This window comes from Aeromonas sp. QDB56, from assembly GCF_027705505.1.
Taxonomy (GTDB): Bacteria; Pseudomonadota; Gammaproteobacteria; order Enterobacterales; family Aeromonadaceae; genus Aeromonas; species Aeromonas caviae.
In genome coordinates, this window is sequence record NZ_JAPDBZ010000056.1 from 1 (window position 1) to 24,231 (window position 24,231).

Annotated in this window: 19 protein-coding genes; 6 read left to right on the top strand and 13 right to left on the bottom strand. The window is 65.1% G+C overall.

What is annotated here, in order from left to right; all coding sequences use genetic code 11:
* Positions 1-204: 204 nt before the first annotated feature.
* Positions 205-2,607 carry a DNA polymerase II gene (locus OKB81_RS10830; protein WP_160838432.1) on the bottom strand — a complete coding sequence of 801 codons (2,403 nt, stop codon included), beginning with the start codon at positions 2,605-2,607 and terminating at the stop codon, positions 205-207.
* A 347-nt stretch (positions 2,608-2,954) separates the two neighbouring features.
* Here OKB81_RS10830 and OKB81_RS10835 point away from each other — a divergent pair, with 347 nt between their 5' ends.
* The gene (locus tag OKB81_RS10835) at positions 2,955-3,728 is read left to right on the top strand and encodes a pirin family protein (RefSeq protein WP_270662163.1); all 774 of its coding nucleotides are present in this window, start codon (positions 2,955-2,957) and stop codon (positions 3,726-3,728) included.
* A 60-nt stretch (positions 3,729-3,788) separates the two neighbouring features.
* Here the strand turns inward: OKB81_RS10835 and OKB81_RS10840 are convergent, their stop codons facing one another.
* From OKB81_RS10840 to OKB81_RS10855, 4 genes are all read right to left on the bottom strand, one after another.
* Complete coding sequence (locus OKB81_RS10840; RefSeq protein WP_029314478.1) at positions 3,789-4,649, bottom strand: PA4780 family RIO1-like protein kinase; 861 nt, start codon at positions 4,647-4,649, stop codon at positions 3,789-3,791.
* A gap of 94 nt (positions 4,650-4,743) precedes the next feature.
* Complete coding sequence (locus OKB81_RS10845) at positions 4,744-5,739, bottom strand: LpxL/LpxP family acyltransferase (protein WP_270805242.1); 996 nt, start codon at positions 5,737-5,739, stop codon at positions 4,744-4,746.
* A gap of 154 nt (positions 5,740-5,893) precedes the next feature.
* Complete coding sequence (locus tag OKB81_RS10850; RefSeq protein WP_010674623.1) at positions 5,894-6,883, bottom strand: lipid A biosynthesis (KDO)2-(lauroyl)-lipid IVA acyltransferase; 990 nt, start codon at positions 6,881-6,883, stop codon at positions 5,894-5,896.
* Positions 6,884-7,103: 220 nt separating this feature from the next.
* The gene (locus tag OKB81_RS10855) at positions 7,104-8,084 is read right to left on the bottom strand and encodes a TDT family transporter (protein WP_270805239.1); all 981 of its coding nucleotides are present in this window, start codon (positions 8,082-8,084) and stop codon (positions 7,104-7,106) included.
* Between the two features lie 103 nt (positions 8,085-8,187).
* Between OKB81_RS10855 and OKB81_RS10860 the strand changes: the two genes are divergently transcribed.
* On the top strand, positions 8,188-9,072 hold the full coding sequence (locus OKB81_RS10860; protein WP_010674621.1) for a LysR substrate-binding domain-containing protein: 885 nt from the start codon (positions 8,188-8,190) through the stop codon (positions 9,070-9,072).
* An 85-nt stretch (positions 9,073-9,157) separates the two neighbouring features.
* On the opposite strand, the gene OKB81_RS10865 is transcribed toward OKB81_RS10860, so the two are convergent.
* The 3 genes from OKB81_RS10865 to OKB81_RS10875 all read right to left on the bottom strand — a co-directional run bounded on the left by OKB81_RS10865 (position 9,158) and on the right by OKB81_RS10875 (position 13,234).
* Positions 9,158-10,135 (bottom strand): Gfo/Idh/MocA family protein, encoded by a 978-nt coding sequence (locus OKB81_RS10865; protein WP_160838436.1) that lies wholly within the window; start codon positions 10,133-10,135, stop codon positions 9,158-9,160.
* A gap of 35 nt (positions 10,136-10,170) precedes the next feature.
* On the bottom strand, positions 10,171-11,028 hold the full coding sequence (gene nfo, locus OKB81_RS10870) for a deoxyribonuclease IV (protein ID WP_160838438.1): 858 nt from the start codon (positions 11,026-11,028) through the stop codon (positions 10,171-10,173).
* A 169-nt stretch (positions 11,029-11,197) separates the two neighbouring features.
* On the bottom strand, positions 11,198-13,234 hold the full coding sequence (locus tag OKB81_RS10875) for a glycoside hydrolase family 3 protein (protein ID WP_160838440.1): 2,037 nt from the start codon (positions 13,232-13,234) through the stop codon (positions 11,198-11,200).
* A 231-nt stretch (positions 13,235-13,465) separates the two neighbouring features.
* Between OKB81_RS10875 and OKB81_RS10880 the strand changes: the two genes are divergently transcribed.
* Positions 13,466-14,476 (top strand): helix-turn-helix transcriptional regulator, encoded by a 1,011-nt coding sequence (locus OKB81_RS10880; RefSeq protein WP_160838442.1) that lies wholly within the window; start codon positions 13,466-13,468, stop codon positions 14,474-14,476.
* Here the strand turns inward: OKB81_RS10880 and OKB81_RS10885 are convergent.
* Entirely contained in the window at positions 14,456-15,391 is a 936-nt protein-coding gene (locus OKB81_RS10885; protein WP_270805240.1) for a LysR family transcriptional regulator, read from the bottom strand. The genes OKB81_RS10880 and OKB81_RS10885 overlap by 21 nt on opposite strands.
* Before the next feature lie 130 nt (positions 15,392-15,521).
* Here OKB81_RS10885 and OKB81_RS10890 point away from each other — a divergent pair, with 130 nt between their 5' ends.
* The gene (locus tag OKB81_RS10890) at positions 15,522-16,280 is read left to right on the top strand and encodes an SDR family NAD(P)-dependent oxidoreductase (RefSeq protein WP_160838446.1); all 759 of its coding nucleotides are present in this window, start codon (positions 15,522-15,524) and stop codon (positions 16,278-16,280) included.
* A gap of 95 nt (positions 16,281-16,375) precedes the next feature.
* Here OKB81_RS10890 and OKB81_RS10895 read toward each other — a convergent pair whose 3' ends face one another.
* Positions 16,376-17,809: a glycoside hydrolase family 1 protein gene (locus tag OKB81_RS10895; RefSeq protein ID WP_160838448.1), complete on the bottom strand. Its 1,434-nt coding sequence runs from the start codon at positions 17,807-17,809 to the stop codon at positions 16,376-16,378.
* Positions 17,810-17,972: 163 nt separating this feature from the next.
* Between OKB81_RS10895 and OKB81_RS10900 the strand changes: the two genes are divergently transcribed.
* On the top strand, positions 17,973-18,890 hold the full coding sequence (locus tag OKB81_RS10900; RefSeq protein ID WP_160838450.1) for a LysR family transcriptional regulator: 918 nt from the start codon (positions 17,973-17,975) through the stop codon (positions 18,888-18,890).
* 104 nt (positions 18,891-18,994) lie between these two features.
* On the opposite strand, the gene OKB81_RS10905 is transcribed toward OKB81_RS10900, so the two are convergent.
* Positions 18,995-21,292, bottom strand: coding sequence for an FdhF/YdeP family oxidoreductase (locus OKB81_RS10905; RefSeq protein WP_270805241.1), 2,298 nt, complete (start codon positions 21,290-21,292; stop codon positions 18,995-18,997).
* Complete coding sequence (gene fdhD, locus OKB81_RS10910; protein ID WP_160837735.1) at positions 21,276-22,061, bottom strand: formate dehydrogenase accessory sulfurtransferase FdhD; 786 nt, start codon at positions 22,059-22,061, stop codon at positions 21,276-21,278. The genes OKB81_RS10905 and fdhD overlap by 17 nt, the downstream gene beginning before the upstream one ends.
* Positions 22,062-22,222: 161 nt before the next feature.
* Between fdhD and OKB81_RS10915 the strand changes: the two genes are divergently transcribed.
* The gene (locus OKB81_RS10915) at positions 22,223-23,101 is read left to right on the top strand and encodes a LysR family transcriptional regulator (RefSeq protein ID WP_160837737.1); all 879 of its coding nucleotides are present in this window, start codon (positions 22,223-22,225) and stop codon (positions 23,099-23,101) included.
* Positions 23,102-23,163: 62 nt separating this feature from the next.
* Here OKB81_RS10915 and OKB81_RS10920 read toward each other — a convergent pair whose 3' ends face one another.
* Positions 23,164-24,015 carry a type 1 glutamine amidotransferase domain-containing protein gene (locus OKB81_RS10920; RefSeq protein ID WP_160837739.1) on the bottom strand — a complete coding sequence of 284 codons (852 nt, stop codon included), beginning with the start codon at positions 24,013-24,015 and terminating at the stop codon, positions 23,164-23,166.
* Between the last annotated feature and the right edge of the window lie 216 nt (positions 24,016-24,231).

A 24,231-nucleotide genomic window follows, 5' to 3' on the forward strand; every position in this document is an offset into this window, starting at 1 on the left:
CATCATGCCTCCCTCATTTTTAGCCCTGATACTACGTGGACTGGAACTCAAATTCTCTTAAGTGAACAGCATTGCGCTTGATAGCGGGCTTTTTGCATTGGTCGGCTCAGACCCCCGCTCTCCCCCGTCATCTGCCTCACTATGTTCCCTCTGGCCCGCGGGCAGCCATTGTCGTGCCATGGCCGCCGCGTTTACCTCGCTTCGTCAGAAGAGATCGAGCTGCTGGCCGCAGATCCGCTCGAACGACTCCCCCACAAAGGGAAGGATGGCGTCGGCGATGGGCCTGAGCTGCTTGTCGATGTAGTGCTCGTAGTCGACGGCGCTGCGCCGGTACTCCAAAGGCTCGGGGCCGTTCAGGGTCATCAGGTAGGCGATGGTGCCCCTGTGCTGATAACGCTGGGGCAGGCCGCGGCGCAGATTCTCCTCATCCGCCAGGCGCGCCGCCCGCACATGGGGCGGCACGTTCTTCTGATACTCCTCGAGTTTCTGGCGCAGCCGCTTGCGGTAGATGAGCAGATCGTCGTGACGGCCGGCCCGGGTCTCGTCCACCATGGTGCGCACATAACTGCTGGGATCCTGGTCGTGGAACACCATTTCGTAGAGCCGGGTCTGGAATGCCTTGGCAAGGGGTGTCCAGTCGGTGCGCACCGTCTCCAGCCCCTTGAACACCAGGTGCTCCCCTTCCCCTTCGCCCACCAGTCCCGCATAGCGTTTCTTGCTCCCCTTCTCCAGCCCGCGAATGGTGGGCATCAGGAAACGGCGGTAGTGGGTCTCGTACTGGATCTCCAGATGGCTCGGCAGGTCGAACTCCCGCCTTATCAGCGCGGCCCAGTTGTCGTTGATCATCTTCGCCAGTCGCTGGCCAATCTCGTCCGCCTGTTCGAGACGGATATCGCTCCCCAGGTGCACGAAGGTGGAATCGGTATCCCCATAGATCACCTCGAACCCTTCTGCCTCTATCCACTCCCGGGTCTGCTGCATGATGCCGTGGCCCCGCAAGGTGATGGAGGAGGCGAGCCTCGGGTCATAGAAGCGGCAGCCCCCCGACCCCAGCACCCCGTAGAAGGAGTTCATGATGATCTTGATGGCCTGGGAGAGGGCCTTGTTACTGGCGGCCTTGGCCCGATCCCGCGCCGCCCAGAGGGTGGCGATGAGATCCGGCAGGAAGTGGCGGGTTCGGGAGAACAGGGCGCCGCGAAAGCCTGGAATGGCGTTATCCGGGTGTTTGAGCCCCTCCACCAGCCCCATGGGGTCGATGCAGAAGGTGCGGATGATGCTGGGATAGAGGCTCTTGAAGTCGAGCACCAGCACGTGGCGATAGAGCCCCGGCTTGGAGTCCATCACATAGCCGCCGGGGCTTGCGAGCCCGCCATCTGCCGGCAGGTTGGGCGCCACATAGCCACCGCGGTGCAGCCGTGGCAGATAGAGGTTGGTGAACGCCGCCACCGACCCGCCCACCCGGTCGAGCTCAAGACCGGTGAGGGAGGCGCGCTCGATGGCGAAGGGGATGAGGTGGCAGAAATCGAAGATCTCCCACACCAGCCTGCAATCTTCCAGGTTGTAGCGGGCCAGCGCCTCCTTGTCGGAGTGGAACAGCTCGGTGATCTTCTCCCCCCGGTTGGCCACGTCCTCGATGTCCTTGCCCCGCCCGAGCAGCTCGCTCGCCACCGCATCCAGGCTGTAGCTCGGGAACTGCCAGGTGGCGCTCTTGAGGGTATCGATGCCGTCCAGCACCATGCGCCCCGGGATGATGACGTTGCCGCTCTGGGGGTCGTTTCGGGACGAGCGCCAGAAGCAGAGCTCCCGCCCGCGCCCGAGCCGCAGCCGCCGCTTGTGGAGTTCGGTGCGGCGCAGCAGCAGGCGAAAGTCGAAATTCACCACGTTCCAGCCGATGACGAGATCGGGATCGTGCAGGCTGAACCAGCCCTCCAAGGCAGCGAGCAGGGCTGGCTCGTCCGCCACCCACTCGACGGGGGTCTCCCAGTCCTGCGAGTCCGGCTCCGGGGCACCAATCATGATGACCCGCGCGTCCTCTTCGCTATGAAGCCCCACCGAGAAGAGAGTGCCATCCATGGCGCACTCCACGTCCAGGGAGACCCAGGAGAGGGTCGGCGTCACCGCCTTCGGCGCACAGCGCGCCTCGTTTACCTCCCAGTAACCCTGCCTGCCCCCCTTGCGCCTCGCCTTGCCGTCAAAGCGCATCCCGGCGGTGATGAAGCGCTCCATGAGAAAGCGCTCGGGCAGGCGGATATCCGCCTCGAAGTGCTCCAAACCACGGATGAGCAGCAGCTCGATGGCGCGGTGAAAGGCGCTCAGGGTGGCAAAGTAGCAGCCCACCACCCGGCTCCCCTCGAAGGTGTGCATGGGGAGGCGGCGAAAACGCCCCCTCACCCCGGCCCCCTTGAAGAGCTCTGCCGCCTCCTCCAAGTGGCGTTCCGGCAGGAAGAAGACCGGCTCCTGCCCCGGCACCACCACCCGTACCGGTCCCTGTGCGCTCCAGAGCCACATCACGATCTCGGTACGCCCCTGCACATCCCGACCATGGCGGGTCAGGATGAAGCCGTCGAGCGGCGGGGTCACGGGAGGGAGGGGCTGGATGTCGGTCATGCAGGTGGTCGGGCTCAAGAGTGGGATGGGACTATTGTACGTTCATACAGTACCCGGCTGCAATTGCCGGGCTGGGCCCTCAGGGCAGGCGCTGTGCCCCGTCTTTGCCATCCGGCGCCGGATTGGGGCATAGTAACCTCGGCATCACTCACCGGCACCGGGCGAGACGGCATGTCCGTCCCCCTGCAGACGCAGCCACCTGCGCGCGCGTACGCCAACCTTTTCCTCGACAAGGAGCACCCCATGACACAACAGTGGCAACGCATTGCCTCCCGTCTCACCGATGTGGGCGGCATCCCGGTGGCTCGCGCCATCCCGGTCAAAGAGCGGCGCACCATCGGGCCCTGGTGTTTTCTCGATCATATCGGCCCGACCCGCTTTGCCCCCGGCGCCCCCGGCATGGATGTGGGGCCCCCCCCCACATCGCCCTGCAGACCTTCACCTGGATGCTGGAGGGGGAGATCCTCCACCGGGACAGCCTGGGCAGCAAGCAGGTGATCCGTCCGGGCCAGGTGAACCTGATGACCGCAGGACGGGGCATCGCCCACACCGAGGAGTCGGTCCCGAACCAGCCCGATCTGCACGCCGCCCAGCTCTGGATAGCCCTGCCCGAGGCGGATCAGCATACCCCGCCCCGCTTCGATCACTACCCGACGCTCCCCCGCTGGCAGCAAGGGGAGATCACCCTCACCCTGCTCATCGGCGAGCACGGCGGCCGGCGCGCCCCCACCCTGCACTTCTCCCCCATTCTGGGGCTGGATCTGCACGCCCCCGAGGGAGGCGAGATCACCCTCCCCCTGGATCCCTCCTTCGAGCACGGCCTCTTTCCCCTCGCGGGGGAGACCATCGTCGCAGGGGAGGTCCTGGCCCCGGAGCAGCTGCTCTACCTGCACCCCGGCAACCGGGAGGTGGTGCTGACCTTGCGCCCGGGTGCCCGGCTGCTGCTCATCGGCGGCGAGCCCCTGCCCAGACCGCTGCAGATCTGGTGGAACTTCGTGAGCGTCGACAAGGAGGCCATTCGCACCGCCGCCGCCGACTGGGAGAGCGGTCATCCGCGCTTTGGCGAGGTGACGGGTTACCAGGGGCCTCGTCTCAAGGCGCCGCCCCTGACCGGGCTCTGAGCCAGGGTTCCAAAACAAAAGAGCGCCCATGGCGCTCTTGTTGATTGGGATGAAGGCCCGTCAGGACTCCTCTTCCTGCTCCGCCTGCAACCTGGCCCGGCGGGCCATGGCCTCCTCCTGGGCACTCTCTATCTCGTGCAGCACGCCATCCAGATCGATGGCCTCCCGGCTCTCTTCGAACAGGCCGGTGAGCTCGGTCTCGGGGCCCAGCTTGCCATCCTCGAACAAGGACCACATCTCCCGGGCATACCGGGTCTTGAGCAGCTCGGGGGCATACATGCCGTAGTAGTTGCGCATGTTGTCGACATCCCGCTCCAGCATGGCCCTGGCCTGGTTGTTGGCGGCGGCATCCACCACCTGGGGCAGGTCGATGATGACGGGCCCCTCTTCATCCACCAGCACGTTGAACTCCGAGAGATCCCCGTGAATGAGCCCGGCGCAGAGCATGCGCACCACGTAGCGGATCACCTTGCCATGATCCACCAGAGCCTGCTCACGGGTCAGGGCCACGTCGTTGAGACGGGGAGCGACGTTGCCGTCGGCGTCGGTGATGAGCTCCATCAGCAGCACGCCATCGAGGCAGACATAGGGCCTGGGCACCCGCACCCCGGCCGCCGCCAGCTTGAACAGGGCATCCACCTCGGTGTTCTGCCACACCTCTTCGTGCTGCTTGCGACCGTACTTGGAGCCCTTCTCCATGGCGCGGGCATCGCGGCTGCTGCGCACCCGTCGCCCTTCCTGATAGACCACGGCCTGCTTGAAGCTGCGCTTTGACGCCTCTTTGTAGACCTTGGCGCAGCGGATCTCGTCGCCGCAGCGCACCACATAGACGTCGGCCTCTTTGCCGCTCATCAGCCGGCTGATGACATCGTCTACCAGGCCGTCATCAACCAGAGGTTGGATTCGATTTGGAATTTTCATGACCGCCCTTTTACCCTATTTGCACCTTGTTTGCACCTGTTTGCTGGTGGCCTGCCACCCCTGTCAGAAACGGCCCGCAAGGGGGCTGTGTCGATCAAGGTTCCGGTGTCAGCCCCTGGCGGATGCGGCGGATCCCCAACTCGTAGAGACCGTCTTCGCCCTGATCGTGCTCCTGGGTTTCGAAGATCTTGAGAAACCACATGTACTGCTCGGGGAAGCGGCCAAGCTGCTGCTCCACCATGCGGTTCATCTGGTTGACGTCCGCTACCAGATCCGCGGTGGGATAAGGGTCGAACGGCGCCTCGATCTCCAGCCGGTAGCCCCCCTCGCCCTCGTCGTAGCAGGCCAGAATGGGCACGGCGCGGGCACCGGTCAGCTTCACCAGTTTGGGCAGGGCCGGCAGGGTCGCCTTGGGGTGGTTGAAGAAGGGCACGAAGAGGCTCGCCTCCCGGCCGTGATCCTGATCCGGCAGATAGAAAAAGCTGTCGCCGCTGCGCAGGGCCTTGATGGCGGGCTTGATGCCGACGCTGCGCTCGTAGATACGCCCACCCTTGCTGCGCTCGCGGTTGATGTACCAGTCGAACACCGCATCCTTGGGGCTTTTCATCATGGTGCACATCTTGATCCCCTGGAGGGGGAAGTAGCGGCCAATCATGTCCACCGCCCAGGTGTGGGGCACCACGAAGATCATGGGGCGACCGGCTGCCCGCTCCGCCTCCACGTGCTCCCAGCCGCTCACCTTGACGCGCCCCTTGAGGAAGTCGGGGCTGCGCCAGGTCAGCTCGCCAAAGCCCAGGAAGGTCTTGAGCCCCACCCGGATGGATTTCAGCAGCAGGGCCTGACGGCCCGCCTCGTCGAGATGGGGGAAGCAGATCTTGAGGTTGGTGTCGGCGATGTAGGCCTGCTTCCTGGAGACGCGCAGCAGCAGGGGGGCCAGGTAGTCGGCCAGCTTGTCCCGTGCCCTTGCCGGCACCCAGGCCAGCAGGGAGAGCAGAGCGACGGCCAGCCAGCTGCCCCACAGACGGGGGTGCAGCAGGCGCGGATGAAAAGAGGTGTCAAACACCGGATCTTGTGCGGACATGGTCGCCATCGAATCATCAAAACAGAGCGTCATTTTAGTGATCCTGACAACTTTTTCTACCCTGCCCTGCACAGCGCCCCCGCGCCAAGTCACTGATCAGACAAGTTAGAAATAAAAAGTGGCCCGCTTGGGGCCACATTTTTGCACCGGGTGAGCGCAAGGCTCAGGGGTGAGGAGCAAGGCCCCGGCGGATGCGCCGGATCCCCTCTTCGTAGAGGCCATCCGGCCCCACCTGATCCTCACGGGTGTCGAAGATCTTGAGGAACCACATGTACTGGCCCGGGTGGCGGCAGAGCTGGCGCTCCACGCTGTCGTTCATGCGGCAGGTATCCGCCATCAGATCCCCGCTCGGGTAGTCGGCGTAGGGAGCCTCGACCTCCAACCGGTAGCCGTGCGCCTGCTCGTCATAGCAGGCCAGCACCGGCAGGGCCCGGGCGCCGGTCAGCTTCACCAGCCGTGGCAGGGCCGGCAACGTCGCCTTGGGGTGGTTGAAGAAGGGGGCGAACAGGCTTGCCTCCCGGCCGTGATCCTGATCCGGCAGATAGAAGAAGCTCAGACCGGATTTCACCGCCTTGATCACCGGCTTGATGCCGGCGCTGCGCTCATAGACGCGGCAGCCGTGCCGGGCCCGCGCGCCGTTGATGTGCCAGTCGAACACCGGGTTGCGGGCGCTCTTCATCATGGTGCACATGGGCAGGCCCCGCTGGGCAAAGTAGTAGCCCGCCGCGTCGATGGGCCAGCTGTGGGGCACCACCAGGATCACCGGTCGGCCAGCGGCCTGCTCCGCCTCGATATGTTCCCAGCCGCTGACCTGGATCCGCCCCATCACGTGGGCGGGGCTGCGCCAGGTGAACTCGCCAAAGCCCAGCAGGCTCTTGAGGCCGACCCGGATGGAGGTCATCAGGATGGCCTCCCGCTCGGCCTCGCTCTTCTCCTTGAAGCAGATGGCGAGGTTGGTCCTGGCGATGTAGATCTGCTTCTTCGAGATGGCGCATACCAGGGGCGTCAGAGCATCGGCCAGGCGATCCCGCCAGCGCGGGGGAACGAAGGCGAGCACACCGATGGCGCCGAGGGCGAGCCAGCTCAACCAGTAACGGGGGTGCAGCAGACGAGGCTGGAATCGGGCGTCAAACACGGGATCAGATGAGGACATGGGGCACGACAAAACAATGGGAAGATAAAGTGGCGCGCATCGTGACAGGTATTACCAGTTAACGCCAACTGAATGTCGCCTGTATGGGCAACTATTTAAGCCACTTCACGGATTGACAAAATTAATATGCTTCATTTGATTCCCCTCTGTGTCACTGCATCACGAACGGCAGACCCCGCACGGGCGGGGTCGATGACAAGGGGGTAAGAAAACCTTGTGCCTAGCGGCGTGCGGGCTGCCCCGTCAGGTCATCCTGCATGACCGGCAGGAAGAACATCAGGTAACGCAGGGCCACGTAACCCACTACCAGGGTGGCCACCCCCAGCTCCAGATAGGCCAGCTGATGGAGCTGCTCGGCATAGCGGGCCGCCTGTGGCCACTGCGACAGCAGGTGACTCACCTTGAACAGGGCGGTGGCCCCGATCACCAGGGGGAAGGTGAAAGCGGCGTAACCTGGCGAGAACGGCAGGCGCAGCAGCTTGATGAAGGCCAGGTAGATGATGCCGGTCATCAGCACGGCAATCCCGAGCAGCACCGCCACCAGCAGCAGGGAGGGATCCTGGCTCACGGTGAGGTAGCCGGCCAGCGACAGGCTCGCCGGGGCGGCCAGGATGGCGATGGTGGGCTTGGCGGCATCCGGCACCTCGTGGCTGAAGATGAGGCGATAGAGAATCAGCGGCAGCATCAGGCCGTAACAGGCCATGCCGAACCAGAGCAGGCCGGTGGCCAGGGATGCGAAGGGACCGCCCGGGTAGGCCACGTCAGCCACGATGATCCCCACCGACGGCACGAACCAGCTCGGCACCATGTGATGGATTTCAAACGCTTTGGCCCTGTGCCAGACGAAGGTGGCGAGGAAGACGAGGTGGACGATGACCGCAAACAGCCAGAGCCCCTGCCCCAGCGTCGGGGCGAGCAGGCCGACCGCCTTGGAGACCACCATGGTCCCCATGGCGTAGGTGGGCACCACGCTGCCCACCACGGGATGGGCGAGATCCTGCCACAGCAGGCGCGGGTGGATCAGGAACTTGAAGGTCAGGACGAGGAGCAGCACGGCGGCGATGGCGGCCCCCAGCAGTTGCAGACGGCCATCGAACTGACCGGCATTTTCCCAGCACCAGCCGAGGCTGGCGATCCCCAGAGCCAGACCGGCCATGGGGGTCGGGGCGGCGGCCAGGGAGCGGCGGGTTCTTGCGATCATGGCGGATACCCTCTTGATGATGACGATGGGCATAGGATAAAGGGGGTCTATCGTTTACGATATCTAAATGAATTGAACTTAGCGTTTAGGAAAATCAAACGATATGAAGCTCACCCTGCAACAACTCAAGGTGTTTGCCACCATCGCCCGCCACGGCAACCTGGGGGGCGCCGCCAATGAACTCTGCCTGAGCAAGGGGGCCGTCTCCCAGTCGCTGCAGGAGCTGGAGCGCCAGCTCGCCACGCCCCTGTTCGATCGGGTGCACCCGAGGCTTCAGCTCAACAGCGAGGGGCGCCTGCTGCAACCGGCCGCCGAGGAGCTGCTGACCCGGATGCAGGAGATAGAGCAGCTCTTCAGCCCCGATGCCGAGCCGAGCGGCCAGCTGCACCTCGGGGCCAGCCAAACCATCGGCAACTACCTGCTGCCCGCCCTGCTGGCGGAGGGGGCCCAGGAGCTGGGAGCCGCCCCCAGGGTCACCATCGCCAACACCCACCTCCTGTGCCATGCCCTCGCCCACTTCGAACTGGATCTCGCCCTCATCGAGGGGGAGAACCACCACCCGGACCTGGTGAGCGAACCCTGGCTGGAGGACGAGATGCTCATCATCGCCGCCCCCGGTCACCCCCTGGCGGATCAGCTCGAGCTGCCCCTGCGCCGGCTTGCCGGGGAAACCTGGGTGCTGCGCGAGGCGCAATCCGGCAGCCGCGAGCAGTTCGAGCAGCAGCTCCAGCCCCACCTGCCCCGCTGGCAGGCGGGGATAGAGCTCAATACCCTGGAGGCGGTGATGCTGGCGGTGGAGAAGGGGCTCGGCATCTCCTTCATCTCCCGCCTCGCGGTGGCGGACCGGCTGGCACAGGGGCGCCTGGTGGCCCTCACCCCGAGTCGCCGCTTCCCCCGCCAGCTCTCCCTCGTCTGGCACAAGCAGAAGTTCCACTCCGTCGCCCTGCGCCGCTTCCTGGCCTTCTGCCGCGCCCAGACCCTGGCGTGAGAAACCCTTCGGATGCGACAAGGGCGCCATTGGCGCCCTTGTCGTTCAGCCGATGCTCCCCTCGGCCCTCAGCCCTTCCCCGGCCTCAGCCGGCGAGTCCCCCTTCAATCCAGCCGAGCACCTGCCGGGTCACGGCCTGGGGCACCCAGGGGGAGTCCAGCAGCCGGTGGCGCAGGCAATCGGCGAAGTGATCCGCCTCGTGCTGCATGCCGCCCCCCTCCACCGGCAGATAGATGTCCGCCGGCCAGATGACGGGAGCAGGCCCCCCTTGCCAGCGAATGTGCTGGGGATTCCACCACTTGCCCTCGATGACCAGGCGCCACCCCTCCCCGGACAAGGACGCTTCCCGCTCGAGATCCTCGATGATGGAGGCCCCGAGTTCGGCCCGAAACGGCTCATCGAACGTGAAGCTGGCGGCGAGATCCACCTCCCCCGGAGCCCGCGTCAGCGTCACCTCGGGGGCGGGGCAGCCCAGCCCCAGCCGATGGCAGAGGGCGGCATGGAGCCAGAGGGGATAGACCCCCACGTCCCAGGCAGCGCCGCCATCCAGCGCCGGATCGAACAGCTTGCCCACCCTGGGCTGGGTCGAACCGAACGCCGCCCGCAGCTCGCGCGGCGGCAGCAGCAGGGGCAGGCGCTGCAACAGGGCGCGCATGGCGGGAAAGCACATCACCTTCATGGCCTCGAGCAGCAGCAGGCCGCGTGCGTGGGCGAGCGCCACCAGGGCGTCCCAATCCGCCACCCGGGTCACCGCCGGTTTTTCCACCAGTACGTGCTTGCCCGCCAGCAGCATCTGCCTCACCAGGCCCGCGTGCTCCGGGTGGATGACCGCCACATAGACGGCCTCCACCTCGGGGCTGGCGGCCAGGGCCTCATAGCTGCCATAGGCGTGGGGCAGCCCCAGATCCCGGGCGAACTCGTCCGCCCGTCCCTGGTCCCGAGCGGCGATGGCCACCACCTCGGCTCCCCTGGCGTGCCCGTTCACATCGCGGCAAAAACGCCGGGCGATGGCCCCCGCCCCGGCAATGCCAAAGCGCAGGGGCGCCCTTGTCTCGTCGTGCATCGTCTCTCCTTGCTACCCAATGGTGGACCCCGGCATCACGCCGGGCGCGGGCTCCCGGCCAGGCTGCGCAGCCAGCTTATCTCCTCGCCCCAGATGGACTCGTCGATGGTCTCGAGGATAAGCGGGATGCCGTCGAAACGGTCGTCGTTCATGATGTGGTGGAACACCGCCTCGCCGAGGTTGCCCTCCCGCAGGCTGTGGTGACGGTCGACCCGACTACCGAAGGTACACTTGGCGCCGTTGATATGCATCCCCTTGAGGTACTGGAACCCCACGATGCGGTCGAAGTCGGCAAACACCGCCTCGCACCCCTCGGGGGTACGCAGATCGTAACCGGCGGCGAAGGCGTGGCAGGTGTCAAAGCAGACGCCGACCCGACTCTTGTCCTCTACTCCGTCGATGAGGGTGGCCAGATGCTCGAACGACCAGCCGAGGTTGGTGCCCTGGCCTGCGGTATTCTCGATCACCGCCGTCACCCCTTCGCTGCGCTCCAGCGCCCAGTTGACGGACTCGCTCACGAGCTTGAGGCTCACCGCCTCGGGGATCTGCTTGAGATGGCTGCCCGGGTGGAAGTTCAGGTAGCACAGCCCCAGTTGCTCGCAGCGCTTCATCTCGTCCAGGAACGCATCCCGGGACTTGGCGAGGGCATCGGGGTCGGGATGACCCAGGTTGATGAGGTAGCTGTCGTGGGGCAGGATCTGCTCGGGGCGAAAGCCCTCCTTCTCGCAGGCGGCCTTGAAGGCGCGAATGCTGGCCTCGGAGAGGGGCGCCGCCTGCCACTGGCGCTGGTTCTTGGTAAACAGGGCGAAGGCGTTGGCCCCGATGGCTTTGGCCCGGGCGATGGTGTTTTCCACCCCGCCCGCCGCACTGACGTGGGCTCCGATAAATTTCATCTCATCTCCTGTGCACTGTGACCGGGTGCCTGCCGCGTTGGCCACCGCACCCGTTGCCGGGGCGCCATTATGCCCAAGCCAACCCCTTGCGCCAAACCGGGATTGTCGATGGGGGCAATGGAAAAGGCGCCCGAAGGCGCCTTGATGAGAGACAGAACATCCCTGTCCGTCAATAGGCCAGACCGACCCCGTAGGGATAGAGCGGGCTTTGTGAGTCCTTGGCCACGTCCGGGGACTGGGCCAGCACCGCCTGCCAGCTCGAGGGCAGCTCGAAGGGGAGCTTGCCGCGTGCCTTCTGGGTGCCGCTCATGACATCGAACAGGGCCTGATCCAGGGCGCCGAAGTTGACGAGCAGCACCCGGGCCGACGGGGCGACCTCGGTCAGGATGGCGGGCCTGTCCAGATAGACGGAGAGCACCAGGGGCACCCCGGCCTGCTCGATGGCCTGGATGGCGGCATAGTCATCCGCGCCGCGGTAGACCCCTTCATGGGCCGTCTCCTGCACCACCTGATCATTGCTGGCAAAACCGAGCTGACCGAAGTGGATGCTGCCAAACGGGAAGCGGGGATCCTGCTCGCCCGGGGCGTTGACCCGCACGATGGCAAGCTCCGCGTCGGTCAGGTTCGTCACCACCGTATAGCCGTTGGCCCTGGCCACCTCGGCGTTGACATTGTGCAGATAGACCCGCTTGCCGTCCGCCTTCAGCGGCAGCAGGGCCCCCTCGTTCTTCAGCAACACGTGAGACGCGGCCTGGGCGGCCTGGGCTTCCTGCTGGAACTCGGTCTTGCCCACCAGGGCCACCGCGGCCTCGGCATCCACATAGGGATTCTCGAAGAGCCCGAGGGCAAACTTCTGGGCCAGGATCCGCTCGGCCGAAGTGGTGATGGCCGCCTCGGTCACCAGACCGCTCTGCACCGCCGCCAGCAGGGGCGCCGGATCTTCCACGCCACCGAACTGATCCACCCCGGCGTCGATGGCCTTGGCATAGCGCTCGGCCTTGGTGAGCTTCTCCACGCCCCAGGACATGCCAAAGGGCACGGTCCAGGGGCTCACCCCGGCATTGACTTCATCCTGGGTCAGCCCCTGCTCGCAGCGGCTGTCACAGTCATTGACGATGCCCCAGTCGCTCAGCACCACGCCGTCAAACTTGAAGTGACCCCGCAACAGATCCGTGATGATCTGGCGGTTGAAGCCAAACCCCACCTCCTCGACGGGCTGCCCATCCTGGATCAGTCCCAGGGGCATGGCGTAATAGGGCATCACGGCGGCTACCCTGGCCTCGAAGGCGCCCTCGAAGGGCACCAGGTGGTAGGCAAACTGGCCGCCGGGGTAGATCTGCTCCTTGCCCCAGGGGTTGTGGGCATCCAGCCCGTCCTTCTGGGGACCGGCCCCGGCGAAGTGCTTGACCACGGTGACCACGCTCTCCTTGCCTATCCCCTCGCTCCCCTGCTGGAAGCCCTCGATGTAGGCCTTGACCAGGGACTTGGCGAGCAGGTTGTCTTCCCCGAAGGTGCCGTTGATGCGCCCCCAGCGCGGCTCGGTCGCAAGATCCGCCTGGGGCGAGAGGGCCTCGTGGATGCCGACGGCCCGGTACTCCTGACGGGCGATGTCGCCAAAGCGCTGCACCAGGGCGGCATCGCCGATGGCGGCCAGCCCCAGGGTTTCGGGCCACTGGGAGAAGGCCCCGGCACCGATGCTGGTGGCGTTGGGATCATGGGTGAAGTGGTTGCGGGGATCCGTGCTCACCGTCATGGGGATGCCGAATCCCACCCCTTCCAGCAGGGCCTGCAGGGTGTTGTTGTCCGCGGCGATGGCCGCCGGATCACCGGCCATGCGGGTGATAAAGGTGTTGACCCCGTCCTCGCGCAGCATCTTGTCCATGGCCGCGAGGTTCACCCGCCCCGCCCCGTCCAGCACCAGGGTGCCGTGCATCATCAGCCCTGCCTTCTGGGCCAGGGTGAGCCTGCCCACCAGATCCCGGGCTCGCTCGGCCGCGCCGAGGCGCCAGTCCTCGTAGGGGGTCAGGGTGCCGCTGCCATCGAGATCCTTGAATTGCAGGCCGTCCTGTTCGATGAGGGTGACGGTGCGGTGGCCCAGAACGGGCTGCTCGGGCTTGGGGGTGGAATCGTTGTCGTTGCACCCTGCCAGCAGCAGGGCCCCGATGGCGAGGGCGACACGGGTTCGGGAGAGCGAGTGGTGTTTCATTGTTGTTATCTTCCTTGTGTGTGTAGGAGTCGCCACTCTATGCAAAAGCGGCCCCTCTCACTTGCCCGTCGGGTGCAGGAAGTTGCCGGTTGGGAGCAGGATTGAAAAGTGTGAAAAGGGTTGCAGGGTTACCCTTGGTTACAAATCTGAAACATGAAAGCGGCGCTGGCTCACGGCAATCCGCCGCCGTTGGTCGATGATGGTGGGCCACCGCTGACAAGGATTTTTGCCGTGAAGACCGTCTCCAACCGGATTGCCCTGCACTGCCTCAACCACTGGCAGGCCCGCGGGCGGGATCCTGCTGCCCTCCTGCACCCCTGCGGCATCGCTCACGAAGAGCTGCTGATCCCCCAGGGGCGGCTCGACACCGGGCGCCACTTCCGGCTGCTGGCCGGGGCAGCCCCCCACGTGGATCTGGCCCTCGACTGGACGCCCCCCGCGCTCCCCGGCCTCTTTGCCGACTTCATGTCGCTAGCGAGCCTGTGCTGCAACGCCGCCACCCTTCGCCAGGCCCTGCACTTCTTCTTCGCCTACCGCCCCCTTATCGGCGAGAGCGACGAGATCCGCCTGCAAGAAGAAGAGGGACAGGCCAGGATCAGCTACCACTCGGAGTCCGATCACCCGGACGTCATCGCCCTGAGCAGCCTGGCCAACCTCTGCCACCTCTATGCCCTGCTCCAGTTCTACCACCCGGGCCAGGGGCTGCTGGTGCTGCCCACCCCGGTACGCCCCAGGCTGTGGCGTGAGCTGGCAGGCTGGCTGGAAGGGCGGTTGCAACAGGGGGCGGCCTTCGAGCTACGCTTTCCCGCCGCCTTGCTCGATCTCGCCCACGAGCAGTGCAACCTGCCCCTGCAACCCCTGCTGCTCGGGGAGCTCGACCGGCAGATGGCCCAGCTTCGCCCCAGCAGCCGCTACCGGGACAGGGTGATGACACTCATTCGCCAGCAGCTGTGGCAAGAGAGCGCCGAGGCCTCCTCTCTGCTCGATGGGGTGTGCGAGCACCTCAAACTGACCCGCTGGACCCTCAACCGCCATCTGCGGGAGGAAGGGTGCCACTTCTCGGGTCTGCTGGAGCGGGTGCGCCGGGAGGAGGCCTGTCGCCTGTTGCAGGATCCCGCCCTCCCCCTGCAGACAGTGGGGGAGCGCCTGGGTTTTGCCCGCCAGAGCAGCTTTACCCGCTTCTTTCGTGAGGCGTTTGCCCTCTCGCCCCGCGAGTTTCGCTCAAGGCGCAGCCGCCTCTGAGGCGCCCCCGAGATGGGCGGCGAGCAACCCCGCCAGCCAGTGGATGAAGAGCTGGACCCTGGGGGCCAGTTGGCGGCGATGGGCATAGAGGGCGTGGATGGGGAGCGGCGGCGGCTGCCACTGGGGCAGGATGCTCACCAGCTCGCCCCCCGCGATCAGGGATTCGACTCCCACCCGCGGCATCTGGATGATGCCAAGCCCCGCCAGCGCCGCCGCCAGGTAGGTCTCGCTGTCATTGACCATGAGGGCCCCCGCCATGGGCAGCAGGGCGCGGCGGCCATCTTCTGCCAGGTATTCAAAGCCGGGCTCGCTGCGCCCCTGCCCGGCACCAAACCCGGGACCATAGTGCACCAGCCGGTGGCCCGCCAGATCCCCAAGGGTGCGGGGCACCCCGTGGCGAGCCAGGTAGCCTGCGCTGGCACAGTTGATCTGGCGATAGTGACCAAGGGGCCTGGCCACCAGGCTGGAGGGCTCAAGCGCCCCGACCCGCACCATGCAGTCAAACCCCTCGCGCACCAGATCCACTCGCCTGTCCGTGCTGCTCAGCATCAGTTGCAAGGCGGGATGCTGCGCCAGAAAGTCCGGCAGGGCCGGGATAACCAGGTGGCGGGCCATCCGGCTTGGCATGTCGACCCGCAGTTGCCCCGAGATCTGCCCCCCCTGGCGAAACAGGCCGTCAAACTCCTCTATGTCCGCCAAAAGCTCCCGGCATCTGGCATAGCAGAGCTGGCCGTCCGTGGTGAGCTGCACCCGCCGCGTGGTACGCAGCAGGAGCCGGGTCCCCATGCGCTCCTCCAGCCGGCGGATGGCGGCAGAGAGGGTCGCCTTGGGGATGCCCGTCTGCTCGGCGCAGCGGGTAAAACTCTCCAGCTCGGCAACCCGCACGAAGGCTCTCATCGCATCCAGTTGATCCATGGCCTGATTGTCTCGTTAAACGGAACAGTGATTCTATTATCACGCTATTTATTCAGTTTAAAAGGAACAATACAGTGATCCGGTCGGCTCGTATCGAGCCTGTGTCCGCCACCCTGACAGGAGTCATACCATGACCAGACCCATCGCCCTCATCACCGGGGCCAGCCGCGGCCTTGGCAAGCACGGGGCCCTGGCCCTCGCCGCCAAAGGCGTCGACCTCATCATCACCTACCGCAGCCAGGCCGCAGAGGCGGAGGCGGTGGTGCCCCAGGCCCGCGCCCTCGGCGTTCGGGCCCATGCCCTGGCTCTGGACGTGGGCGAGAGCGCCACCTTCGCGGCCTTTGCAGAGGAGGTGACGCAACTGCTCGCCCGAGAGTGGCAGCGCACCCATTTCAACTTCCTGGTCAAAAACGCCGGGATCGGCATTCATGCCAGCTTCGAGCAGACCACGGAGCAGCAGTTCGACACCCTGCTCAACATCCACCTCAAGGGGACCTTCTTCCTGACCCAGGCGCTCCTGCCCCTCCTGGCAGACGGCGGTCGCATTCTCAACCTCTCCACCGGTCTCACCCGCTTCGCCATGCCGGGTTATGCCGCCTATGCCGCCATGAAGGGGGGCGTCGAGGTACTCACCCAGTATCTGGCCAAGGAGCTGGGCCCCAGGGGCATCGCGGTCAACGTGCTGGCCCCCGGCGCCATCGAGACCGATTTTGGCGGCGGCGTGGTGCGCGACAACAAGGGAGTCAACGACTTTCTCGCGAGCCAGACCGCCCTTGGCCGGGTGGGTCAGCCCGACGACATCGGTGGTGCCATCGCCGCCCTGCTCTCCGATGACTGCCGCTGGATCACAGCCCAGCGCATCGAAGCCTCGGGCGGCATGTTTATCTAGGCGGTCATGGTTGCCTGCCGCACAAACAAGGAAGGCCCCCTCCGATGAGGGGGCCTTCCGGCATTGGGCAGACGAGGTGCGGCGCACCGGGCCCGTTACAGGGTCTTGCCACCGCTTGCAATGACCTGGCTGTACCAGTGGAAGCTCTCTTTCTTGATGCGACGAAGAGACCCTCCCTGCTCGTCCCTGTCCACGTAGACAAAGCCGTAGCGCTTCTGGTAGCCGTTGAGCCAGCTCAGGATGTCGGTGAAGGACCAGGCGCAGTAGCCCAGGAGCTCAACCCCGTCCTGCATCGCCTCCTGGCACGCCTTGAGGTGGCTGTGCAGATAGGCGATACGGTAGTCGTCGTTCACCTTGTCCCCGGCTTCCAGCTTGTCGAACTCCCCCAGGCCGTTCTCGGTGATCATCAGCGGCAAGGCGTAGCGGGAGGAGAGCCGACGCAGGGCGATGCGCATCCCGGTGGGATCGATGGCCCAGTCCCAGTTGCTGGTCTCAAGGTGCGGATTGGGGGCCGTCTTGTAGAGGCCGGGAATGCCGCTGGAGGGCGTAGTGCCCTTCTTGCCCGTGGTGTTGATGCGCTGCATCGTCTGGCCGCCGAGGGGGTTGTCGGTGAAGGTCAGGGTGTAGTAGTAGTTGACCCCGATGTAGTCGGGGGTGCCTTCGCGCAAAAGCTCGAGATCGCCCGGCAGGATCTCCGGCGCCTCGCCGGTCTCCCGCAGATAGGCGAGCGCCGCCTGGGGGTAACGGCCGAAGCAGTAGGCATCCAGCCACCAGAGGTTGGTGAACTCCTCGGCATTCTCGAACGCCAGCATGTCGCTCGGGGCGCAGGAGGCCGGATAGGCGGGGGAGTACGCAAAGCTCGGCCCGATCAGGCCGTTTGGCACGTGCTGGCGAAACGCCTTGATGACCCGGGCATTGGCGAGAAACGCGATGTGGTTGGCGGCGAAGAAACGCTTCCTGTCCTGCACCGCGGGAGGATGGGTGCCCAGCTGGTAGGCGTTGGTCAGGTTGTAGTTCTGCTCGTTGAGCGACACCCAGTACTTCACCTTGCCGGCGAAGCGCTGATAGAGGGTCACGCAATAGCGCTCGAAGTCGTCGATGATCCGCCTGTCTTCCCAGCCGCCGTACTCATCCTGCAGGGCCTGGGGGAGATCCCAGTGATAGAGGGTCAGCACCGGCTCGATGCCGTGGGCCAGCAGGGCGTCGATGAGCCTGTCATAGAAGGCGAGCCCCGCCTCGTTCACCTCGCCACGCCCCGCCGGGTAGATGCGCGGCCAGCTCACCGAGAAGCGATAGGCCTTGAGCCCCATCTCGGCCATCAGCGCCACGTCCTCTTCCACCCTGTGGTAGTGATCCACCGCCACGTCTCCGTTGCTCCCTTCAAAGGTCTTGCCCGGCAGCTTGGTGAAGCTGTCCCATACCGAGGGGCCCTTGCCCTCCTCGTTCCAGGCCCCTTCCACCTGATAGGCGGCGGAGGCGGCACCCCAGAGGAAACCGTTCGGGAAGTCATTGAACTTGTGATGATGCATCTGGTGTTGCTCCTTCTGCGCGGATGGCGGGGGCCATCCCGTGATACGTCGGCCCCGTACAGGGGCCCGAAATGAGTTGGCACCAGCATCCAACACTTCTAGAATTCCGTCCAATGACAATTATGGCCACCTATCATTCCCATCTGGAATCAAGCGAGGCACCATGGAGTTGAGAGACCTGAAAGCCTTCGTCACCCTGGGGGAGGTATTGCACTTTGGTCAGGCGGCGGCGCGCCAGCACGTCACCCAGTCGGCCCTGAGCAAGCAGATCCGCCGGCTGGAGGCGGACCTTGGCGGCGAGCTGTTCGAGCGCAACACCGGCAGCACCCGGCTGACGGTGCTCGGGCGCGCCCTCTACGCCGACGCCTGCACCCTGGTGGCCCAGAGCGAACAGCTCGCCCGCAGCGCCCGCGATGTGCTGGCGGGCCACGCGGGTACCCTGCGCATCGGCTTCGGGGTCACCACCAAGCTGCTGGTGCCCGCCGCCATCGCCCGCTTTCGGGCCAGCCGCCCCGGGGTCGCCATCGAGCTCAACGATCTCTCCACCCATCACCAGTTGCTGGCGCTGGCGGAGGGGCGGCTGGATCTCGGCTTCTGCCGCCTGCCCGCCCCCAAGGGCTGGCCGGTGCTGCCCGTGGTGCGCGCCCATTTCGTCGCCGTGCTGCCCGCAGGCTATCAGGGGGTGGCAGGGCTCGCCGATCTGCAGGAGAAACCGCTCGCCATCCTGCGCCGGGACAAGGCCCCCTCTTTTTACGATCAGTTCATCCATTACCTCGCCCAGAGCGGGCTGCGCTTCCAGGACATCCAGAACGTCAACGACTTCGCCGCCGGCATCGCCACCGCGGCGGCCGGCATCGCCTGGACCCTGGTCCCCTCCTCCACCACCATTGAGCATCCCGATGTGCTGACCCTGCCCCTCGGGGAGGCCGACGCGAGCTGGATCATCGGGCTCATTCGCCCGCCGGGCAACGACAATCCCCTCGTCGCCCCCTTCTGGCAGACGGTGGCGGAGCTGGCGGATCCCGCCCTCACCGGCCTCATGACGACAGGGGACGGGGCTGCCGCCCGGGACACGCCATGAAAGGGAACCATTCGAGAATCACATTAACGATGGCATTGGGCGGTCACCCCCCTTAAAAAAAACCCCTGCCATGGCAGGGGTCGGACGGTATCCATGTCAGGAGATCAGAGCGTGACAGCCAGGCTCTCGACCGAGGCGGTGCTCGGGGTCACCAGTACGGGCACCGATTTGGAGGTGGGGGTGAAAGAGCCCTCCCCTATGCTCTCGATGGCCACCAGGGGGTTGGCCTCCGGGTAGTAGGCGGCGATGTTGCCTTTCGGGATCTCGTAGAAGATGACGCTAAAGCCCCGCACCACCCGCTCGCGCCCATCGTTGCACACCGCACTCATGTCCACCCGCTGCTCCTCGGCGAGCCCCAGCCTCCTGGCATCCTCCTCGTTCATGAAGACCACATTGCGTCGCCCCTTGATGCCACGATAGCGGTCATCCATGCCATAGATGGTGGTGTTGTACTGATCGTGGGAGCGCAGGCTCTGAAGCAGCAGCACGGGCTGGTCCACCATCTGCTCCGCGTGGCTGGTGCACTCGGGCAGGATGGAGTCCGGCAAACGGCTCGCCCTGAATTCGGCGCGCCCGCTCGCGGTGTTCCAGCGCAGCAGGGCGGCGCTGTTCTCCAGATGGAAGCCGCAGGGCTCCTCGATGCGGCGGTTGAAGTCGCCAAAGCCCGCGATGGTCTCCTCGATGAGATCCCTCAGCAGCCCGTAGTCATCCCGCAGCGCCAGCCAGTCCACCCGATCGCTGCCAAGCGTTGCCTCGGCCATGCGGGCCACGATGTCTATCTCGGAGAGACAGAGCGGCGAGACCGGCTCGTTCATCCCGGTGGAGGCGTGCACCATGCTGAACGTGTCCTCCACGGTGATCTTCTGCACCCCGGTGCGCTGCTGATCGAGCTCGGTACGACCCAGGCAGGGCAGGATCAGGGCATCTTTTGACACCATGAGGTGGCTGCGGTTGAGCTTGGTGCTGATCTGCACGTTGAGCTCGCTCCTTCGCATCGCTTCATAGGTGAACTCGGTATCCGGCGCGGCGGCTGCCAGGTTGCCCCCAAGGCAGATGAGCACCTTGCTCTTGCCGCCATGAAGGGCTTTGAGGGCCTCGTAGACGTTGTGCCCCGGCGTGCGCTTGAAGCCCACCGGGAAACGGCGCTCCAGGCGATCGAGGAAGGCGGCATTGGGTTTCTCGTTGATCCCCATGGTGCGGTTGCCCTGCACGTTGCTGTGACCGCGCACCGGACAGAGTCCGGCCCCCGGCTTGCCAATCTGGCCGCACATCAGGTGCAGGTTGACGATTTCGCGAATGGTGTCGACCGAATGTTTGTGCTGGGTGATCCCCATGGCCCAGCAGCTGATCACGCTCTCGCTGCTTGCGAAGATCTGCGCCGCCCGTGTGATCGCCTCCCGACCGAGGCCGGATTGCGCCTCGATCTGCGTCCACTCCGTGGCCTTCACCTGGGCCAGGTAGTCGTCAAAGTGCGCGGTGTGCTGCTCGATAAAGGCGAGATCGATGCCCCCCCCCTCCTCTTCCAGGATGTATTTCGCCATGCCGCGAATGGCCGCCATGTCACCGCCAAGTTTTGGCGTGAGGTACTGGTGGCTGATGGTGGTGGCCGCCGGGGTCAGTAGCTCCGCCGGGCTCTGGGGGCTCGCGAAGCGCTCGAGGGCCACCTCTTTGAGGTTGTTGAAGGTGACGATCTGGCACCCCTGGCGCGCCGCCTTGCGCAGGGCGTTCATCATGCGCGGGTGGTTGGTGCCCGGGTTCTGGCCAAAGACGAAGATGGCTTTGGCGGCGTCGAAATCATCGAGCACCACGGTGCCCTTGCCCACCCCGACGGACTGGATAAGCCCCACCCCGCTCGCCTCGTGGCACATGTTGGAGCAGTCGGGGAAGTTGTTGGTGCCATAGAGACGGCCAAACAGCTGATAGAGGTAGGAGGCTTCGTTGCTGGCGCGTCCCGAGGTGTAGAACTCCACCTCGTCGGGGCTGGCCAGGCTCTTGAGTTTGTCGGCGATGAGGGCAAACGCCTGATCCCAGCTAACCGGCTCGTAGTGATCGGTGGCCGGGTTGTAGCGCAGGGGCTCGGTCAGTCGCCCCTGGTATTCGAGCCAGTAGTCGCTCTGGGTGGCGAGGCGACGCACCGAATGCTCGGCGAAGAAATCGGCCCCCACCGTCTTGCCGGTGGATTCCCAGGCCACCGCCTTGGCGCCGTTCTCGCAAAACTGGAAGGCCCCCTGCTTGTTGTCACCCCAGGCGCAGCCGGGGCAGTCGAAGCCGTCGGTCTGGTTGACCCGCAGCAGGTTCTTGATGTTCTGGCGGGTCTTCTGGCTGCGCAGCACCTGCTTGAAGGTGGACTGCAGGGAGGAAAAGCCGCCGGCCTTGGCCGGTTTCTCAATATGACTGGACATGGGAGTCTCCAACGTGATCCTGGGCGCGGGGGCTGGCATAGCAGACCGGGGCATCGGATCGGGGCACATGGATCAGGGTCAGGTTGTACTTCAGGGCCAGTCGCACCGCGAGCTGACTGGGGGAAGCAAGGCTGATGAGGTGAGCGGCGCCAAATTGTACCGCCTTGTGAATGAGTTCGCTGCCGCAGCGACTGGTGATGACCAGGGTGGCAGCCTGCACCGGCTGGCGCAGCTGCATGCCGATGAGCTTGTCCAGGGCGTTGTGCCGCCCTATGTCCTCCCGGCAGGCCAGGATCTCGCCGCGATCATCCAGCGCCAGGGCGGCATGAAGGGCGCCGCTCTGGCGGGCCTTGCTCTGCCAGGGGACGATGCGCTCCCGCAGATCCTGCAAAGAGGCGGTGTCGAAGGGGGCGCGCGGGGTCAGCGGGGTGAGCACGGGCAACGCATGTTCGATGGCCTCCACGCCGCAGATGCCACAGCCGCTGGCACCGGCCAGGCGGCGCTTGCGCTGGCCAAGCATTGCCAGACAGCGGTTGGCGATGGTGACATCGAGCACGATGCCGTGCTCGGACGGGGTGCTCTGGATATCGTGTACATCGTGGTTGCCCCCGATGATCCCCTCGCCAAACAGAAAACCGATGGCGAAATCGTCGAGATCGTCCGGGGTGGCCATCATGACGGCATGGTTGATGCCGTTGATGTTGACGGACACGGCCACCTCCTCCACCAGCTCATCCAGACTGGGCAACCGTGAATTGAAAGGGATCATGCGAGACGCTTATAAGCTGTATTCGGGCCTCAAGTTTAGATAAGCCGCCGCGCCAAAACCAATGAAACAAATCTATTCACCAATAGATAACTTCTATTGCCATCGGGATGTCGATTGATTAAATTTGTCACTCATTGCCTTTGCCTGCTGCCATTACCACGATGAATATCAAGCAGTTGCACTATTTCTACGAGCTGGCCCAGCACCGTCACTTCGCCAAGGCGGCCAAGGCTTGCTTCATCACCCAGCCGACCCTGTCGGCCAGCATCACCGCCCTGGAGAAGTCACTTGGCACCGAACTGGTGGTGCGCAACAGCCAGTTCGTAGCCCTGACCCAGGCGGGGGAAGTGGTGCTGCACCACGCCGAGCGGATGCTGCAGGAGCAGGATGCCATGCGCCAGGAGCTCAGCCTCTTTCGGGGCGGGCTGTCGGGGGCGCTGCGCATCGGCGTCGTGCCCCAGTCGAGCATCGACATCATGCCGATGCTCAAGGGGTTCAACGACGCCTACCCCAAGGTGGGCCTGCACCTCTGCGTGATGACCCATGCCACCCTGATGGAGCAGCTGGATCTGCATCGCATCGACATCGGGCTCGGCTTTGACGAGTTGCTCACCGAGCATCAGCGCCGCTCCCTCGACGTTCAGTTGCGCCACCCCAACCCCATGGCCCTGCTGGGCCCCCTGCCTGCCCACTGCGCCTCGACCGGGCCGCTGACCCTGGCGGACCTGCAAGATCTCCCCCTGATCCTGCCAAGCACCACCATGCAGTTTCGCCGCTACCTGGACGAGGCCGCCGCCCGCCAGCAGATCAGCCTGCGGGTGGTGCTGGAGACCGACTCCCTGTTCCACCTGGTCAACGGGGTGAGCCACGGCCTGGGCTGCGCCGTGGTCAGCGCCGGCATCGCCGCCACCGCCCAGCAGCTCTTCAAACTGCCCTGCCATCCCTTGAGCGATGCGAGCGCAGGCACCATCGCCTTCATCACCCGAAAACACAGTGTCACCCCCGCCATGAAGGCGTTTCTCGCCAAGGCTGGGGCATGAAAAAGGCAGCCCATGGGGGCTGCCTGCACTGATCAAGGGTGGAACTTGCGCCTCTCCTCGCGTCAGCCTGCCCCTTGCTGTTTGTCCAGCGCCGCGATGAAGGCGCTCGCCAGGGCGTGGTCGGAGAAGGGATTCTGGCCTGTGATGAGCTCGCGATCGATCACAACGCCAGGCTGCCAGGGTGCCACGAACTGCATGCTGCCACCGGCCTGGGCCATTGCCTTCGCCGGGTAGTAGCGCAGCGTGTCACCCCCAAGGGAGCCTTCAAACACCGCCTCTTCCTTGTCGGAGAAGAGGGTCATCCTGTAACCGTCGTAGATCCACTCTCTGGCGCCGTCCGCCTTGCCTGCAATGACCGACTGCTCGAACCCGGCCGGATCCGCCTGCGCCGCCAGCAGCGCGATGGGGCCGTGGCAGATGGCGGCCGTGGGTTTGTGGTTGTCATGGAAGTGGCGAAGCAGGGTCCCCACCTCGGGATCCTTGGCAAGATCGATGAGGGGCGCGTGGCCACCGGGAATGAAGAGGCCGGCATAGCGCTCGGGACCGGATGCCAGCACCTCCCTCAGGGAGAGTACCTTGCCGACGCCAAGCAGCCCCTCCACGACGGCGCCGATGCGCACCATCTCCTGCGGGTTGCCACCAAAGTACTGGGGATCGACGGAGTGTTTGTCGACAACGGGCCGGTTCCCTCTTGGGGTCACCGGGGTCAGGGTATAACCGGCCTCCAGCAGGGCGGCGGCAGGCACCCCCAGTTCATTCTGGTAGAAGCCGGTGGTCAGGCTCTTGCCCCCTTGCAGCGGCAGTTCGGTCTCGCTCGAGAGCAGCACCAGGATCTCGCCTTTCGGGGCGGCGCTGGCCGCAGCGGAGGTCGCCAGCAGCAGTGAGGCCAGCACGGCCTTGAGGGTGTTCTTCATCGTGATCTTCCTTTTGATGGCAGTGATCGATCGGGCGGCCACCGGGCCGCCCTCGATGAGCAATTTACTGATTACCCACGGACGAATAAACTCACTCCATTGAACTTGATTATTTACATGGATGAATACATGTCCCGTGCCTTAACCATCCCCTCGTATGAGCGAGGTGTGGCGCGGCTTCTGAGGTATGATCGCCATCCTTGACCAGCTAATACC